Source organism: Bacillus sp. 522_BSPC, assembly GCF_001076885.1.
GTDB classification, from domain to species: Bacteria; Bacillota; Bacilli; order Bacillales; family Cytobacillaceae; genus Niallia; species Niallia hominis.
In genome coordinates, this window is record NZ_JVDT01000161.1 from 83,048 (window position 1) to 99,952 (window position 16,905).

The 16,905-nt window shown below is 38.8% G+C and carries 15 protein-coding genes; 11 read left to right on the forward strand and 4 right to left on the reverse strand.

Annotated features, from left to right (window positions below; genetic code table 11):
* The first annotated feature begins 12 nt into the window (after positions 1–12).
* The 11 genes from ADJ83_RS13760 to ADJ83_RS13810 all read left to right on the forward strand — a co-directional run bounded on the left by ADJ83_RS13760 (position 13) and on the right by ADJ83_RS13810 (position 10,100).
* A complete protein-coding gene (locus tag ADJ83_RS13760; protein ID WP_028988104.1) occupies positions 13–516 on the forward strand; it encodes a hypothetical protein in 504 nt (167 codons plus the stop codon).
* 217 nt (positions 517–733) lie between these two features.
* The gene (locus ADJ83_RS13765; protein WP_239687081.1) at positions 734–2,884 is read left to right on the forward strand and encodes a hypothetical protein; all 2,151 of its coding nucleotides are present in this window, start codon (positions 734–736) and stop codon (positions 2,882–2,884) included.
* A 75-nt stretch (positions 2,885–2,959) separates the two neighbouring features.
* Positions 2,960–3,400 carry a phage holin family protein gene (locus ADJ83_RS13770; RefSeq protein WP_027625352.1) on the forward strand — a complete coding sequence of 147 codons (441 nt, stop codon included), beginning with the start codon at positions 2,960–2,962 and terminating at the stop codon, positions 3,398–3,400.
* A 31-nt stretch (positions 3,401–3,431) separates the two neighbouring features.
* The gene (locus ADJ83_RS13775) at positions 3,432–4,133 is read left to right on the forward strand and encodes an N-acetylmuramoyl-L-alanine amidase (protein WP_031536857.1); all 702 of its coding nucleotides are present in this window, start codon (positions 3,432–3,434) and stop codon (positions 4,131–4,133) included.
* A gap of 178 nt (positions 4,134–4,311) precedes the next feature.
* Complete coding sequence (locus ADJ83_RS13780) at positions 4,312–4,551, forward strand: SHOCT domain-containing protein (RefSeq protein ID WP_031536856.1); 240 nt, start codon at positions 4,312–4,314, stop codon at positions 4,549–4,551.
* 61 nt (positions 4,552–4,612) lie between these two features.
* Complete coding sequence (locus ADJ83_RS13785; RefSeq protein WP_031536855.1) at positions 4,613–6,175, forward strand: recombinase family protein; 1,563 nt, start codon at positions 4,613–4,615, stop codon at positions 6,173–6,175.
* Complete coding sequence (locus ADJ83_RS13790) at positions 6,176–6,589, forward strand: recombinase family protein (RefSeq protein WP_031536854.1); 414 nt, start codon at positions 6,176–6,178, stop codon at positions 6,587–6,589.
* Positions 6,590–6,592: 3 nt separating this feature from the next.
* Positions 6,593–8,164, forward strand: coding sequence for a recombinase family protein (locus ADJ83_RS13795; RefSeq protein ID WP_031536853.1), 1,572 nt, complete (start codon positions 6,593–6,595; stop codon positions 8,162–8,164).
* Between the two features lie 165 nt (positions 8,165–8,329).
* The gene (locus ADJ83_RS13800) at positions 8,330–8,635 is read left to right on the forward strand and encodes an AbrB/MazE/SpoVT family DNA-binding domain-containing protein (protein WP_031536852.1); all 306 of its coding nucleotides are present in this window, start codon (positions 8,330–8,332) and stop codon (positions 8,633–8,635) included.
* Positions 8,632–9,366 carry an ABC transporter ATP-binding protein gene (locus ADJ83_RS13805; RefSeq protein WP_031536851.1) on the forward strand — a complete coding sequence of 245 codons (735 nt, stop codon included), beginning with the start codon at positions 8,632–8,634 and terminating at the stop codon, positions 9,364–9,366. The genes ADJ83_RS13800 and ADJ83_RS13805 overlap by 4 nt, the downstream gene beginning before the upstream one ends.
* Positions 9,363–10,100, forward strand: a complete 738-nt coding sequence (locus tag ADJ83_RS13810) for an ABC transporter permease (protein ID WP_031536850.1) — start codon at positions 9,363–9,365, stop codon at positions 10,098–10,100. The genes ADJ83_RS13805 and ADJ83_RS13810 overlap by 4 nt, the downstream gene beginning before the upstream one ends.
* A 207-nt stretch (positions 10,101–10,307) precedes the next feature.
* Here the strand turns inward: ADJ83_RS13810 and ADJ83_RS13815 are convergent, their stop codons facing one another.
* From ADJ83_RS13815 to ADJ83_RS13830, 4 genes are all read right to left on the reverse strand, one after another.
* Positions 10,308–11,843 (reverse strand): multicopper oxidase family protein, encoded by a 1,536-nt coding sequence (locus ADJ83_RS13815; RefSeq protein WP_031536849.1) that lies wholly within the window; start codon positions 11,841–11,843, stop codon positions 10,308–10,310.
* Positions 11,844–12,094: 251 nt separating this feature from the next.
* A complete protein-coding gene (locus tag ADJ83_RS13820; RefSeq protein WP_031536848.1) occupies positions 12,095–13,039 on the reverse strand; it encodes an SDR family oxidoreductase in 945 nt (314 codons plus the stop codon).
* A gap of 1,364 nt (positions 13,040–14,403) precedes the next feature.
* Positions 14,404–15,252: a GerAB/ArcD/ProY family transporter gene (locus ADJ83_RS13825; protein ID WP_031536847.1), complete on the reverse strand. Its 849-nt coding sequence runs from the start codon at positions 15,250–15,252 to the stop codon at positions 14,404–14,406.
* Between the two features lie 187 nt (positions 15,253–15,439).
* On the reverse strand, positions 15,440–16,753 hold the full coding sequence (locus ADJ83_RS13830) for an IS1380 family transposase (RefSeq protein ID WP_016205278.1): 1,314 nt from the start codon (positions 16,751–16,753) through the stop codon (positions 15,440–15,442).
* Positions 16,754–16,905 lie beyond the last annotated feature (152 nt).

Consider the following 16,905-nt stretch of genomic DNA (forward strand, 5'->3'; position numbering starts at 1 on the left):
GAGGAGTGATTGATGGAAAAAAGCGGATTTTTCAATTCATCCGATGGTGATAGAGTCTATGATGCAACGGACTTCGCTGCATACTTTGGAAGCCTTGTCTCGAATGGTGTGTTTTATGCGACACCAACAAACTTACTGGTATCTCCTGGGATTGGATTAGCAGTAACCATAGCACCGGGCAGTGCATGGATTAATGGTTATAGATATGAAAATACGGATGTTTTAAATAAACCCCTTGCTACAGCAGCTGGGAGCAATCCTCGCATAGACAGGGTTGTGGTTCGTTTAAGTCAAATTACGAGAAGCATTCAGCTCGCCATTGTTACTGGTACTCCAACGGCATCGCCCATAGCTCCGGAATTGACAAGAACAAGCGATGTCTATGAACTAGGTATTGCTGATGTTCTAATACCTTCAGCTGCTACATCGATTTCAGCAAATAACATTATTGATACTCGGTTGAATACTAGTCTTTGCGGGTTGGTAAACTCGCTAGTTTCTGCGGTTTATGAATAGGAGGTGAATATAAGTGGCGGATATTAACGGCATCACTCTGCAGGCGGGTTCCAGCCCGACCGTTTATTACACGATTACTTATACTAAAAGCCGACCTAATAATAGCCAGATGACATACAACTTTACCATATCCGCTGCATTGGGTTCTTCAGGTTCCTTCATCCATAATGGTTATGCATTGCTTTGTACAATGACTGTAAATGGATCTTCTTCGCAGGTGCGAATCAAAGCGGCGGACGGGGATAACTGGGATGGAACTACACCAAGACTCAGGTATGTTTCGGTGACCTGTGCTTCTACTACAGGTAATGCAACCCAGCCAGTCACATTCAAAGTGGTATCTGATGGGCGATTGCCATTATCCTCTGGTGTAATTACCAATTCGAGTTATACGGTATTAAGCTCTCCATTGCTTACTACAGCATGTGGAGCACCGACATCTTGTACGGTTTCCCCGACACTTGCGGAAGGGGATGTGACTCTTTCTTGGAGTGGTGCTTCTGGGGGCATCAATAATACGATTTCTAGTTATGAGATTCAATATAGTGATTCTGCCGATAACATCACATGGGGAGCATGGACTGCTCTGACAACTGTGACCACCACAGCATCAAGTGGCAGTGTATCAGTAGCACCGCCCTCAACGCGAGGTAATTACCGAAGATTTCGTGTACGAACCCGTGGTACAGCAGGAGCTAGTTATTACTCTAGCTGGAAAGTATCCACAAACAGCGTCCGCAGGAATACGGTACCAAAGCCAGCAACGACTGCTGTTGCCTCCCCTGCGGCATATAGTAATGAGACTATCACACTTACTTGGAGCGGAGCGTCTAGCGGTACCAGTCCAATTAAGGGGTATCAAATTGCCAGTCGCACATCCACGGATAACAGCACATGGAGTGCGTGGAATGTGTTGACCATGTTGACATTGGCAGCAAGCGGTGGTAGCTATAATCCAATTGTATCGAGGACCCCAGGAACATATACACAATTTGGTATTTGGACAATTGACACATTTGATGTTTACTCAATAGAGAAAATCAGTAATAGCATTTATTGCAACATCACTGCCTGTGCAGCACCGACTGCCTGCACGGTAAGTGCAACATTATCTGAAGGAAACGTTACTCTTTCGTGGAGTGGAGCAGCTGGTGGCGCAGGTAATCCCATCACTTCCTACGAAATACAATATAGTGATTCGCCAGATAATAGCAATTGGGGTGCTTGGTTGGCATTGGCGATAGTCAATACTTCTGCAACAAGCAGTATTTTAAATGTCAGTCCACCTGCTACACGTGGTCATTATCGTCGGTTCCGAATAAGAACCCGTGGTACAGCTGGAGAGGATTTTTACTCAGGCTGGACTATTACCAGTAATACTGTTCGTAAAAACATACTACCAATACCGCCGACTATTTTTGCCGCAAACCCTCCTATCTATGAAGTAAATACAATAAACCTTTCGTGGAGTGGAACGGTACCTGGAACCAGCTCCATCAAGCAATATGTTATTCAACAGGCCACTTCGATAGATGGACTAAATTGGTCTGCTTATGAAGCACTGACGACAGTTATTTCCAATGCGACTTCAGGCACTCTTCAGGTAAATGCCTCACAGGTTGCCGGTAGATATACTCGTTATCGAATCAGCGTCACAGATGCACTTGATGCAGTGTCTGCCTATGTTGTTAGTAACGCGGTAAAGAAAAACAGCCCGCCTGTAGCACCGATAGTGGACTGTCCAATGTCTGGCAATTTTACTTATAATGCTACACCACGTTTTATGATCACAACAGGAATTGAACCAGATGGACAAACACAAATAGTGGAGGTAAGGATTGACTCTGGTTCATGGCAAAACAGCGTAGACAATCCTGAGCGGTTTTCTGTAAGCGGCTATCTTGGTAATGGGGTCAAGACAATTTACCAAGCTGAACCGCTTTCTGTAGGAAATCATACGGTTACTTTTCGTTGCCTTGACAGTGATATCGAGTCAGCAAGCACAGAAGTTGTTCGTACCTTCACGATTTTAGCATTACCTTTTGAAATCATCACCGCTAATGTGACACATGTAAAGGCAGCGCATATTAAGACGCTTCGAACTGCTATAAACAGGGTACGTAGCTATTACAATATGTCCCCTGCAACTTGGAAAGAGGAGATCATCGCAAGAAAGACCACTGTTAAGAATTGGCCATTCCATATCGTTGAAATGCGTAAAGCTATTGATGCGATTATTATGATAATTAATAGTTTTGATTCTTCCCATGCGTTCGATATACCATCTGTCACATGGCTACCTATTGGTACAGGAAGGCCTAGGGCAGATGTGATGCAACAAATTCATGACCTAATAAAAATAATGTAAAAATAAAATTCAGCGCTCTTGTCATTTGCAGGGGCGCTTTTCTATATGGAAATACACGAAACGGAGGTGTCTTTAATGAAAGAAATTTGGAATTGGATACAGCTGGCTATTGCCGCAGTCGGTGGATTTCTTGGGTGGTTTCTCGGCGGTTATGACGGATTTCTCTATGCACTGGTAGCCTTTGTGATCATTGACTACCTGACAGGTGTCTTTTGTGCAATTGCAAACAAAAAACTGTGTAGCGAAATCGGTGCTAAGGGGATTTTCAAAAAGGTACTCATCTTTATAATGGTAGGCATCGCTCATATTATCGATACACAAATTTTGGTTAGTATTGGAGAAAATAGTGGCATTTTACGAACAGCAGTAATCTTTTTCTACCTAAGTAATGAAGGAGTATCCATTTTAGAGAACGCTGGACATATTGGACTGCCTATTCCAGAAAACCTAAAATCGGTTTTACAGCAACTACATGGACGTGATGGGGAACCGCCTAAGCCTGGTGGTGGAAGATGATTGACTTAATATTTGATTAGAGGTGATTTTAATGAAGTTACGCAAACTATTACTTACGAACAATGCCTGCTATAAAGCGGGTAAAATCATAACGCCAAAGGGTATTATGGTTCACTCGACTGGTGCAAACAACCCATGGTTGAAGCGCTACGTTGGCCCAGACGATGGCTTGCTAGGAAAGAACCAGTATAACAACCATTGGAATCAAGACAAACCTGGAGGGCGTGAAGTCTGTGTCCATGCCTTCATTGGTAAATTAGCAGATGGTTCCATTGCTACCTATCAAACATTACTTTGGAATCACCGAGGTTGGCATGCTGGCGGAGCTGCGAACAATACTCATATTGGATTTGAAATTTGCGAGGACGGATTGACCGATGCCTCGTATTTTTCTGCTGTTTACAAGGAAGCTGTGGAGCTTTGTGTACATCTTTGCAAACTCTATGGATTTAGCGAAAAAGATATCATCTGTCACAGCGAAGGTTATAAACGAGGCATTGCCAGTAACCATGGGGATGTGATGCACTGGTTCCCTAAACATGGGAAGAGTATGGACACCTTTCGAGCGGATGTGAAGAAATTACTAATCACAGAAAATAAGCCAGCAGAACCAGTGAAAAAGAAATATTACCGTGTGCAGATCGGTGCATATTCGGATAAAGCAAATGCTGAGGCACAGCTTGCCAAGGCTAAAAAGGCAGGCTTTACGGATGCATTTATTAAGTATGATTAACAAATTGAGCGAGTTAAAAATCATCGAGATTCCTAAATAAAATATTAAACTATTAATTTATCTAGCCTGCGGGGGTTCTTCCCTTGCAGGCTCTTTTTTTATGCCTTGATTTAATTAAATTCTACAAATCCTCAACTTCGACCTGTTCCCACGGCTATTAGGTAGGAGGTGATTCCTAGTGAATCAGCACGAGGATAAAAAAGTTACGAAGATCTCGGATGAGGTTATAGACAAAAGCATCACCGCACTTAAGAGAGTGTCACAGGAACAGTTACAACGTGAGTTTGATTATATTCAGGCAGAAAAATTGCTGAGAAAGATGCTCGAAAAAGGCTTAATAACTGAAGTAGAATTCAACAAGATAGATGCACTCAATCGCCAAACATTCTCCCCCTTTTTAGCTGAGATAATGCCCTGAAACCGTTGATATATAAGGGTTCCAGAGGTAATATGTGACCTACCAAGAAGGAGGTGAGAGGATGAAAAAGATAACGAAAATAGAAGGGAATCTAGCCAACTCTTTTATTAAGCCAAAAACACGAGTAGTTGCCTACTGCCGAGTTTCAACAGATAGTAATGAACAGCTAGTCAGCTTGCAAGCGCAAAAGGCTCATTATGAGACTTATATAAAGGCGAATCCAGAATGGGAATATGCAGGCTTATATTATGACGAGGGAATCAGTGGCACGAAAAAGGAAAACCGCTCTGACCTGCTTAGAATGTTATCAGACTGTGAAACTGGAAGGATTGACTTAATTATTACAAAGTCCATCAGCCGATTTGCGAGAAATACTACAGACTGCTTGGAGATGGTTCGAAAACTGATAGGCCTTGGGGTTCATATCTATTTTGAGAAGGAAAATATCAATACGGGTTCAATGGAAAGCGAGTTGATGCTCTCCATTTTAAGTGGGCTTGCAGAAAGTGAGTCAATTTCCATTTCAGAAAATACGAAGTGGGCCATTCAAAGACGATTTCAAAACGGAACCTTTAAAATTTCCTACCCGCCATATGGTTATCAAAATAATGACGGTCAAATGATAGTAAACCCCAAGCAGGCTGAAGTTGTGAAGTATATTTTTGCAGAGGTATTATCGGGCAAAGGCACACAGAAAGTTGCAAATGATCTTAATCAAAAGGGTATCCCATCAAAAAGAGGTGGTCGTTGGACAGCTACTACGATTAGAGGGATTCTGACTAATGAAAAATATACTGGTGATGTTATTTTGCAAAAGACTTATACGGACAGCCATTTTAATAGGCACACCAATTATGGTGAGAAAGATATGTATCTAGTAGAAAACCATCATGAGGCAATTATCAGCCATGAAGATTTTGAAGCTGTAGATGCCGTTCTCAATCAGAGAGCAAAGGAAAAAAGCATCGAAAAGCGCAACAGCAAATATTTAAACCGATATTCTTTCTCCAGTAAAATCATCTGCTCGGAATGTGGCAGTACCTTTAAAAGACGGATTCATTCATCTGGAAGAAAATACATTGCTTGGTGTTGCAGTAAGCATATAAGCAATATAACGGAATGTTCCATGCAGTTCATACGAGATGAAGATATAAAGACTGCATTTGTCACGATGATGAATAAACTCATTTTCGGTCAGAAATTCATATTAAGACCACTTTTGAATGGGTTACGTAACCAGAACAATGCGGCAAGTTTTCGCAGAATTGAAGAGTTGGAGACTAAGATTGAAAATAACATGGAGCAGAGCCAGATGTTGACGGGTTTAATGGCCAAAGGATATCTGGAACCTGCTCTTTTTAATAAAGAAAAGAATTCACTGGAAGCAGAAAGAGAAAGACTTCTTGCTGAAAAGGATCAACTTACTCGTTCTGTCAATGGCAATTTTGCAAAAGTAGACGAGGTTGACCATTTACTTAAGTTTGCCACTAAGTCCAAAATGCTCACATCCTATGGGGATGAGCTGTTTGAAGAATACGTAGAGAAGATTATTGTCCTTTCACGAGAGGAAGTCGGATTTGAATTAAAATGTGGAATCACATTGAAGGAAAGGTTGGTGAATTAGATGGGGCACACACCCTATGGATATAGAATTGAAGATGGAAAGGCTGTTGTGGATGAAAAATCATCAGAGCAGGTAAAAGAATTATATTCAGGATATTTGGCAGGACTTTCTTTGAAGGATGCTGCTAAACAAGCTGGGATAGACTGCTACCATGCCACAGTAAGTAAGATGTTGCAGAACAAGCATTACCTTGGCGATGAATTCTACCCTCCAATTATTGATGAGGAGACATTTGAAAAAGCAAGGTTAGAAAAACGAAAGCGAGCAGAAAAGCTCGGAAGGATATGGGAGCCCAAAGATGTGCCGGAAACGACTTATCCTGTAAAGTTCAAAGCAAAACCTCTGGTACAAAAATATGACGATCCATATAAGCAGGCAGAATATGCTTACAGTTTGATAGAAAGTGAGGTGTAACCAGTGGCAGTTAGCAGGAATGTAACAGTAATTCCAGCAATTAAACGAATCGGAAATAATAAAAATAGTGAGAGTAAACCCAAAATACGAGTGGCAGCTTATTGCCGAGTTTCAACAGATAGTGATGAGCAGGCCTCAAGTTACGAAATTCAGATTGAGCATTATACAAACTATATTAAGAGGAACAAGGAATGGGAATTGGCAGGTATTTTTGCGGATGACGGTATCACTGGTACCAATACGAAAAAGCGTGATGAATTTAACCGCATGATTGAGGAGTGTATGGCAGGCAATATTGACATGGTCATCACAAAATCAATAAGCCGATTTGCCAGAAACACGTTGGATTGTCTTAAGTACATCCGGCAGTTAAAGGATAAAAACATTGCTGTGTTCTTCGAGAAAGAGAATATCAACACCATGGATTCTAAGGGTGAAGTCCTACTTACCATTATGGCATCACTTGCCCAGCAGGAGAGCCAGTCCTTAAGCCAGAACGTTAAGCTAGGTATTCAGTATCGATATCAGCAAGGTGAGGTTCAAGTCAACCACAAGCGTTTCCTTGGTTACACTAAGGATGAAAACAAGCAATTAGTGATTGATCCAGAGGGTGCTAAAGTTGTTAAACGGATTTATAGGGAGTACCTAGAGGGAGCCAGCCTTTTGCAGATAGCAAGAGGACTTGAAGCAGACGGTATTCTTACAGCAGCAGGCAAAGCAAAATGGAGACCGGAAACACTGAAAAAGATACTGCAGAATGAAAAGTATATCGGTGATGCCCTACTACAAAAGACATACACAGTTGATTTCCTTTCTAAAAAGCGGGTCAAGAATAACGGCATCGTTCCCCAGTATTACGTAGAAAACAGCCATGAGCCTATCATCCCACGTGAATTTTTTATGCAGGTTCAAGAAGAGATGGTTCGAAGAGCAAATCTTCGCGGCGGCAAGGGCGGTAAAAAGCGAGTTTATAGTAGTAAGTATGCCTTATCAAGTATTGTTTACTGCGGGCAATGCGGTGATATTTACCGACGAGTACACTGGAATAACCGAGGTTACAAGTCTATTGTTTGGAGATGTGTCAGTCGTTTGGAGGAAAAAGGGTCTGAATGCACTGCCCCTACCATAAACGAGGAAACATTGCAGACAGCAGTGGTTAAGGCTATTAACGAACTTTTGGCTAACAAAGAACCCTTCATCCAGGCGCTACAGAAAAACATAGCTACTGTATTTAATGAAGAAAAAGATAATATCACTGATGACATTGATAGCAAATTGGAAGAATTACAACAACAGCTTCTTGTCCAAGCAAAGTCCAAGAATGACTATGAAGATGTTGCTGATGAAATTTACCGACTTCAAGAATTAAAGCAAAAAGCACTTGTTGAAAATGCAGAGCGAGAAGGAAAAAGGCAACGAATCGCTGAAATGACTGATTTCTTGAATGAGCAATCCTGCGAGTTGGAGGAATATGATGAGCAATTAGTAAGGCGGCTTATTGAAAAGGTAACAGTTTTTGATGATAAACTCACCGTTGAATTCAAATCGGATGTTGAGATTGATATAGAAATATAACTCAGATTAGAAGGCTGCCGAGTGAGAAGAAAACTCTCTTTGAATGTCGGCCTACTCAAATAATTATTGACAAGGGAATTATTTATAAGTATAATTAGTATAACTTGTTATACAAGTAAAACGAGTTGGTAGATAAAATTATAAAAATGATTTGGAGGTTATGTTATGAAGAGTGATAAAGAAAAGGATGGTAAATACATGGGGTCAGTTAAAGTAGGACCTAAAGGACAGATTGTTATACCAAAAGAAGTGCGTGATATGTTTAGCATTGAATCTGGGGATACATTGATACTACTTGCAGACGCTCAAAAAGGTATTGCAATTGAACGGATGGGTGTTTTCGACAAGATTGCAGATGCAATTCTTGATGGGAGATCAAAAGAAATTTATCCTGAGCATAACGAAAAAGATAGTTTAATTTTTGCGGAAGAAATCAAAAAGCTAAATAAAGATAAGGAGGGCGAGGAATGATAGCAATCCAAACAGAAAATCTTACAAAGAAATATAAGGAGAGAGTTGCAGTTAATGCTCTTAATCTAAGCGTTAATCAAGGAGAATTATTTGCTTTGCTCGGAGTAAATGGTGCTGGTAAAACTACAACTATAAAAATGTTATCATGTCTTGTAAAACCAACAAATGGTGATGCCTTAGTATTAGGAAACAGCATTATCTCAGATGCTTTCAAGGTAAAAGAATTAATTAATGTTTCTCCTCAAGAAACTGCAATCGCTCCAAATTTGACTGTTAGAGAGAACCTTGAATTTATTACCGGAATATATGGGTATGATAGAAAAGATTCCAAAGAAAAATCAAATGAAATCATTTCTTCATTTGGTCTGTCTAACATAGCAAAAGATCGAGCTAAAACATTATCAGGTGGTTGGCAGAGACGTCTTAGTATTGCAATGGCATTAATATCAGAACCACGGTTATTATTTCTTGATGAACCCACTCTTGGACTTGATGTAATTGCAAGAAGAGAACTTTGGACTATTATTAAAAAAATGAAAGGTAAGGTCACGATAATATTAACCACCCATTACTTAGAGGAAGCAGTCTCTTTGTCAGATCGTATAGGGATAATGACAAAAGGAGAGTTAAAAGAAGTTGGTACAGCTGACGAACTGATTAAAAAAACAAGCGCCGAAAGTTTTGAAGATGCCTTTATTGCCATTGCAGGAGAAGGGAGGGCTAGTGTATGAAGACATTAGCATTGGCTACGAGGAATAGTAAAGAAATTTTGAGGGATAAACTTAACTTAGCTTTTGGCATAGGCTTTCCCGTTATTTTACTCTTGTTACTCTCTGCTATTCAATCGAATGTTCCTGTAGAGCTATTTGTAATTGAACAATTGACTCCTGGAATTGCTGTTTTCGGACTATCATTTATTTCACTCTTCTCCGGCATGTTGATTGCAAAAGACAGAACTAGTTCATTGATGTTACGCTTATTCACATCTCCGCTTATGTCCAGTAATTTCATATTTGGGTACACACTCCCCTTACTACCCATGGCAATCTTACAGGTTGGAGTGTGCTTTGCTGTTGCATTCTTTCTTGGATTGACAATTAGTTTAAATGTTTTACTAGCAGTTATAGTTTTAGTTCCAGCTGCAATACTGTTTATTGCTATTGGATTACTTTGTGGCAGTTTGTTCACCGATAAGCAGGTAGGTGGCGTATGCGGAGCTTTACTGACAAATTTAAGTGCATGGCTTTCAGGTACTTGGTTTGATCTTGCCCTTGTTGGAGGACCCTTTAAGAAAATTGCTGAATTGCTTCCCTTTGCACATGCTGTTGATGCAGGACGGGCTGCAATTTCAGGTGACTATCATCATATATTCCCACATTTATGGTGGGTAATTGGATATGCTGTTATAGTTATGTCTATAGCAATTATAGTTTTCACTAGAAAAATGAGTAGTGATAATACTTAAATTTAGGAGCGTGATTAAGTTAATATGTGATAAGATTTATGTAAATTTAGCTTAAGATGGATATATTCCCTCATATCATGTTTCTCAAAAAATGGAAAATTGATTGATATGTTCCTACCTACCGATAGTGTAAAAAATGTCGTGGATATGTTTCCAAGAACCGACAGCTCGAAAGACATTCGTTCTGTCCTCTCGAGCCATCGATTATTATCGGATAACAATATACGGTCTCATCATCTCATAATCCTCGTGCTCCAAGATATGACAGTGCCATATATATAACCCGGTAAATGGTCCGAACCGCATGATTATTCGAGTAACTTGCTTCGGATTAGCTCGAACGGTATCTTTCCATCCTCGTTCTTGTGGTTCCGGTGGCATTGCCGGACCTGTATATTCGATAACCTTCTCCTTGTTAAACTTATCAACATCGAAATTTCTTCGGTCAAGTATTTGAAAATCAATTAAGTGAAGATGAATTGGGTGTGAATCATCAGTTACGTTGATGAGGTACCATATTTCGGTTGCCCCTAATTTTGGATTTTCTGATATGGGTGCATCCCATGGTTTATTATCCAATAGCATCCATTCACGACCGTACTGATCCATATTATCATTTAATGTTAGGTATCTTATCCTCGTAACTGACTGTTCCTTTATTTTTGGAACAGGTATCATATAAGCCGGAATTGTACTAGTGTCAACACTTGATAAAGGAAGAGTTACTCTAAATTGCATCACTTGACCAACCGTATTTGGATCCGGTTTGATCCCCCCTGGAAAAGGAGCGGGGGCATCATTTTTCATGATAATATTCTTCCCTTCTAAGTTGGTAAAATCAATGATTACATCTGCCCTTTCTGCAGGGGCTAACATGATTTCCTTGATACCAATTGGATATTCTAGCAGTCCTCCATCAGTCGCAATTTGATACATAAGTTGTTCAGAATCAAGCTTAATCCTATAGAAACGAGTGTTGGATCCGTTTAAAAGCCTAAATCGGTATTTACGTGGTTCCACTTTTAAATAAGGCCATACTTTACCATTTACTAGAATCGTATCCCCAATAAATTCAGGAATAATCGACATTTCTAATTCAGGAATCGGTTTTTCCGGTTGCTTCGGGTAGTAAAGAGAACCATCCTCATTAAATGTCTTGTCTTGTATCATAAGAGGAATCTCATATTTTCCACTCGGTAAATTCAATGAACGCTCCCGATTTTCCCTGATAAGATAAAATCCTGCCAAACCTGCATAAATATTTAGCCTCGTAATCCCAATCGTATGGTCATGATACCACAGCGTGCAAGCATTATTACAATTATCATATCGATAGATTTGCTTTCTAAAATATGGCCCCACTTGTTTGAATCCCTTTGTAAACCAAGCCTCTGGGTAGCCATCGCTTTCCCATTCAACACAAGCACCGTGTACGTGCACGACTGTTCTTACATCAGGCACGTCCCGATGAGCCCCATGAACCGTATAATCGATTGGAAAAAGATGCTTATCAGGAAGATTGTTAATCCATTTAATAAACACTTTTTCTCCACTTTCGACTTCAATTGTAGGTCCTGGATATCCACCTTCGTACCCCCAAACAGTTGAGTCATTTAACTGACTATGAAGTGATTGACTGAATTCAGTCATATTTACTTCGTAATAAGTATAAAACTGATCTTTCCATCGAGGTTTTAAAATAGGTGGGATGGGTAGTTCGTCTACAAATTTAGAGAGAATCATAATTCGCCTCCTTTATAACATACCGTAATGTCAAAACTTTTATATTAAAAAAGTTAATAATCCTTGATTTAAAGGGCTATAAATGCAAAAAACTTGCCACCCCCATAGTTTTAGATTAAAAGTGGGGTTACCACACGCAACACTTAATCCCTAACACCAAGGAACTGACAAGTTGTACCCACAATTATTAACTTATTTAATGGAATTTATCAAGCATCAAGATTAACTAATCTTACTGGTCGAATAGTTTCTTATGATGATGTTAGCTCTCCACCATTAACATGAATGGTTTGGCCAGTAACAAATCTGGAATCGTCAGAGGCAAGATAGACGTATGCTGGCGCAAGCTCAAATGGTTGGGCCATTCTCCGCATCGGATTACTGGAACCTAATATAGCGACCTGATCTGCAGAATATGTTGACGGTTGGAGTGGAGTCCAGGTTGATCCTGGTGCTACAGCATTGACCCGAATTCCATTATCTATAAGATTATTGGCCAAAGCACGAGTAAAGCCAATATTCGCTGCCTTCGTTGATGTGTAATCAATCAATTGTGAAGGACCTTTAAAAGCCGTAACCGAAGATGTATTAATAATTGAGCTGCCTGGTTTCAAATAGGGAAGCGCTGCTCTAGTTGTGTAAAAATGAGAATAGATATTAACTTTAAAGGTGTCATCGAATTGCTCGTCAGTGATATCGAGTAAACTTGGCTGCTGGAACTGGATACCCACGTGGTTAACAAGAATATCCAATCGTCCGAATGATTGGATCGTTTGTTCCACGATGGAGATACATTGAATTTTCTCTCGGACATCACCTGGCAATAAAATGCTACGCTGGTCGAGTTGTTCGATCCGTGCTTTTGTTCTGCTTGCATCTTCATGTTCATCCAAGTAGGAAATGGCAACACTAGCACCTTCTTTAGCAAACGCAATTGCTACAGCTGCTCCGATCCCACTGTCCCCACCTGTGATGAGGGCGACTTTCCCTGTTAATTTCCCGCTTCCCCTGTACTCTGGATTTTCAATAATAGGCCGGGGAACCATCAGTTTTTCAACGCCCGGTTGTCGAAGTTGACGTTGTTCAGGGACATTAATCGGAATTTCTTCATAGCGAGTTATTACCCCGTAATTTGGATATATTGGATAATTTCCATCGGTGATTCTCTTCTGATTTTTTTGCTCATACTGTTTCATTGGAGACCTCCTTGCATTAATAGAAAATACCATTTTACATTATGTTGCATGGGCGTACCTAGTGCATGTTCCAATCCAAAATTGTTTAAAGCTTTATGAAAGAAGTACTTGCTCTTTATAAGAGGTTGCTGAATAAGGTGTATTAGGTAAATTTAAGAGGAGGTTATTCGCTTGTTTCAATATAGCCCTGAAGTCAAATTATTACTAGTGAATTTTCTAGATGAAAAAGTAGAGATGCTCTATAATAACAACCCTTACACGTGGTCAATGCCGTTAATAGGACCTAGACCGCCCTATTATGCTAATCCTCGTTACGTACAAACCTATCCCATACTCTAAAAAGATTAATGAAAAAGATGTAAAATACCAAAGGATTTTCGGTGATTGGGAAATATATTATGGTGATTTTGATGTTATATGGGTATTATGATCGTTGCAGGCAGAGATATGACATAATACTTTCAGAACCTTAGAAAGTAAAGGAATTTATCGGTGTGGATGAGGATATAAAAGTGCATTTGATTTTCCTTTCGTCAAAGCCAATAGAATTGGAAATTTAAAATAATGACGGAGTTGTTACCTTTCTTTCTCTTGGAATATTTGATAAATATTTAGAAGGAAAGTTGATTAATGATGAAGATGACAGCGTGGTTCGTCCAGTGAAGGTAATTTGACTGAGTGGATATGTTTCCGTCTACCGATAGCCCCAAAAACGCAGTAGATATGTTTCCGAGAACTGGCAGGTTCAAATGACATTCATTCTGTCCTCTCAAGCCATGTTGAGGTAGTATCGCAGATGATTTTAAAAGAAGAAGCAGGCTCCCGATAAGGGGAAATCATGCTTCTATACAAATGTCGGGGCGGCAAATCGGTAATGAATAACCGGTGTGCCGTCTTCTTTTACATTGATTATATTGATGAGACGATGTAGAATTTCGGACGTTAGCAATCAAAGTTAAGAAATGGAAGAAGCTCTTCTTTTAACTTGTCGATTACTTTCAAGCATGGAGATCATGTCATTTTTCTTTTCTGCAAGCTGAGTGAGTTCGCTATTGTTATCCTCCACCATTCTAAATACTCATCATGATTGATTTTTTTCATCTGCGAGTATATTGATTCTCTGTCATAGTGATACCTTGAATTATGTTGACAGGGAGTTAATAAGATTGCAATGCTGTATTTTTAAGTGATTGTGATGGCAACATTGTAAAGAAAAATGAATGCAATTACACCGCATATATTTTTTGGGAGGACAAATGAACGAACTTCATTTGGGAATATTCCTTATTTAAATCGAAATTGATTAATCCATTTGCGTAGGATAGATACAGATATACCTATATTTATCGACAAATTTCGGGTTGTCACTGTGACTTAAAATTCAGTTTAATTATTGCTAATAACATAAATAAACTAGGTAATAGAAAAAATAAAGGTAAGCTTAAAAAATATGGAACTACCGTTACTGATTCGGTGATATGGTCAGAAAGTTCGAAACTAATAAAGGTGGAATACAGGGATAAAATACACATGGTTGGAACGACTAATACTCGATAGGGGATTTTAAAGATGTATTCTAAACCTTTTAAACCTGCAAAGGAAAAAATACAAATTTTAATAATCACACCTAATGCGATAATAAACACGGCGAATGCATCTAATCTTTGTAAGAAATCGCCTATGTTAATTAAGCGAGATGCACTTACAAGTGGAAAATTACTTCGAATTGCGATGGAAGTGCCTAAAGAAGTAGTTATAATTAGAGTTCCTATCGTCAACCAAAAGCCGGATGAAATTACAGAGTAAATTAATGTATGTCGTACATATTTTTGTTGTGGCAAATTAGAGAATAAAAATGTTAATGTAAATAATTGACCATATGGTCTAATGAGTTCATACGGGAAAATGGTATCTAACACTGGTGTTATACCTGTAGCTAAAATAGGTGTAATTCTCTCTAATTTTATGTCACCATCTCCAATTAATAGAAAGGTCATAATGATAAGGAACAAAATGGCGTATGGTGTAAATACTTCTGTTACTCTTCCTAAGACTTCCATTCCTAAATAGATGATGTAGGTAAGGATTACTATTAAGCTAAAATTACAAATTTCTACAGGAGTGATAGGAAGAATAAATGTTGTTACCAATTCTCCAAAATCACGAATAACCCTAGTTGCTAAATAAAAAAAATAGATACCTGAAATATTCATAGCACTTTAAAAGATGCACGTTTTTCTAAAATGCAGGTGAGAGTTTTCTATCTTTTTATAAGATTGAACATTTTCTAACCTTTAAAATCTAATTAATTTATTTCCCATTGGAAATGTCCTATTTTTAGGCAGACTTCTCCCCTTAACTGAAATTTAAATTTTTTTCAGTTGGTAAAACCAAGTTAAGCTACTCAATCTGGAGTTTTTGTATTTGACCCAATACGTTCCAAAAGAATTTCTGATAGACAAAACTTGATGACAATTTAAAGTAATAAGATCTACCTGATTTCACTAGTTTACTGGCAACTTTAATAAGCCTTGTACGTATGGTATCAATTTGCATCATCTTTTGACCTTGTGGAAAGCAAATGGTTCGTAACCAATTCGTTAAATTATAAGCAAGCAGGCTTAGCATCATTTTTACCGTGTTGACTTGAAAAGAATGACTATTCATGTGATCCAAATAAAAGCCATTCTTTGATTCCTTGATATAGTTTTCCATCGTTCCTCTTTTTTGATAAGCTCGTACGATGTCTTTTGGAGAAGCTATTTCAAAATTTGTAACAAAAAAGGAATGGGCAAAAAGTAATTCACCAGCTGGTCGTACCGATTGGATAATCACTTTTCTTGGTTTCGACCATGACTTGGCTTGATAAGTGGCTTCTTCAAAATAGCGCTCTGTTTCTGAAACATCTCGTGGTGCAGAAGAAGGATGGTATTCTTTAGCAAGACTTTGTAATTGTAGGTTAGATTTTAATCGGATCACATATAAAACGGATTCCTTTTCACACAATTCGTACAAGTCGGGGACGGCAAACCCACTGTCTCCACGAAGGAATAAATTCGTTTCAGGGAACTTTTGGTTGTAGTGTTCAATTAATGGCTGAATAAACTCAACAATACCATTTGAAGTATATACATTTCCGGGACGAAGCTTCGCTTTAAGAAAGTCACCTGTAGCACCATCAAAAGCAACCAATGGATGAAAACCCATTGTTCCATAATGCGTATTGTAGGAAGAATCCTCTTGATTTCCATAAGTATCAGAATGGGTTGAATCCAAATCGATAAATAAAGCTTCGGACCCCCGAAATGAATGGATTTTATCAAGTAATTCTTGGTTTGCTTGATTTAAATGATCAATAGACTCTTTATCAAAACGTGTGTAAAAACGAGATAAACTCGGTTGTGAAGCGAGCGCTGGCGTTCCTATGATTTGGGTGAAAACTGGATCTTTCGTTAAATGATCAGCTGCATCATCCTCGGAATAGCCCGCAATCATTTGATAAATCTTTTGACGTAATAAGTTCTCGTTTGAATGGAGGTAATAGGCCCTAGAATCGTTTAACCTCAAATGGTTTTCTAGTGTTTTTGAAAATCCAATTTTCTCATCGAATTCCCTAAAAAGAAATTCACCAGTATCGGAGGACAGATCCCCTCCATCATTTGACAATTTAATTTTGCGATTGAAATCAAGGGTAATTTGCGGTAAAGTAGCCATTATAAGAATCCTTTCTGTGGTTATTTCGTCGTTGTTTTAACCTTATCAGAAATGGATTCTTTTTTCATTTATCAAGTGAATTAACATTTAACAAAAAAGCTTATTGGAATAACGATTGTAACCAATTAATGATTTTCTATGAATAATTCAGG

Coding starts and splice junctions, on each gene's coding strand:
- ADJ83_RS13760 (WP_028988104.1), top strand. CDS start 13: ATGGAAAAAAGCGGATTTTTCAATTCATCCGATGGTGATAGAGTCTAT.
- ADJ83_RS13770 (WP_027625352.1), top strand. CDS start 2,960: ATGAAAGAAATTTGGAATTGGATACAGCTGGCTATTGCCGCAGTCGGT.
- ADJ83_RS13775 (WP_031536857.1), top strand. CDS start 3,432: ATGAAGTTACGCAAACTATTACTTACGAACAATGCCTGCTATAAAGCG.
- ADJ83_RS13785 (WP_031536855.1), top strand. CDS start 4,613: ATGAAAAAGATAACGAAAATAGAAGGGAATCTAGCCAACTCTTTTATT.
- ADJ83_RS13790 (WP_031536854.1), top strand. CDS start 6,176: ATGGGGCACACACCCTATGGATATAGAATTGAAGATGGAAAGGCTGTT.
- ADJ83_RS13800 (WP_031536852.1), top strand. CDS start 8,330: ATGAAGAGTGATAAAGAAAAGGATGGTAAATACATGGGGTCAGTTAAA.
- ADJ83_RS13805 (WP_031536851.1), top strand. CDS start 8,632: ATGATAGCAATCCAAACAGAAAATCTTACAAAGAAATATAAGGAGAGA.
- ADJ83_RS13810 (WP_031536850.1), top strand. CDS start 9,363: ATGAAGACATTAGCATTGGCTACGAGGAATAGTAAAGAAATTTTGAGG.
- ADJ83_RS13815 (WP_031536849.1), bottom strand. CDS start 11,843: ATGATTCTCTCTAAATTTGTAGACGAACTACCCATCCCACCTATTTTA.
- ADJ83_RS13820 (WP_031536848.1), bottom strand. CDS start 13,039: ATGAAACAGTATGAGCAAAAAAATCAGAAGAGAATCACCGATGGAAAT.
- ADJ83_RS13825 (WP_031536847.1), bottom strand. CDS start 15,252: ATGAATATTTCAGGTATCTATTTTTTTTATTTAGCAACTAGGGTTATT.
- ADJ83_RS13830 (WP_016205278.1), bottom strand. CDS start 16,753: ATGGCTACTTTACCGCAAATTACCCTTGATTTCAATCGCAAAATTAAA.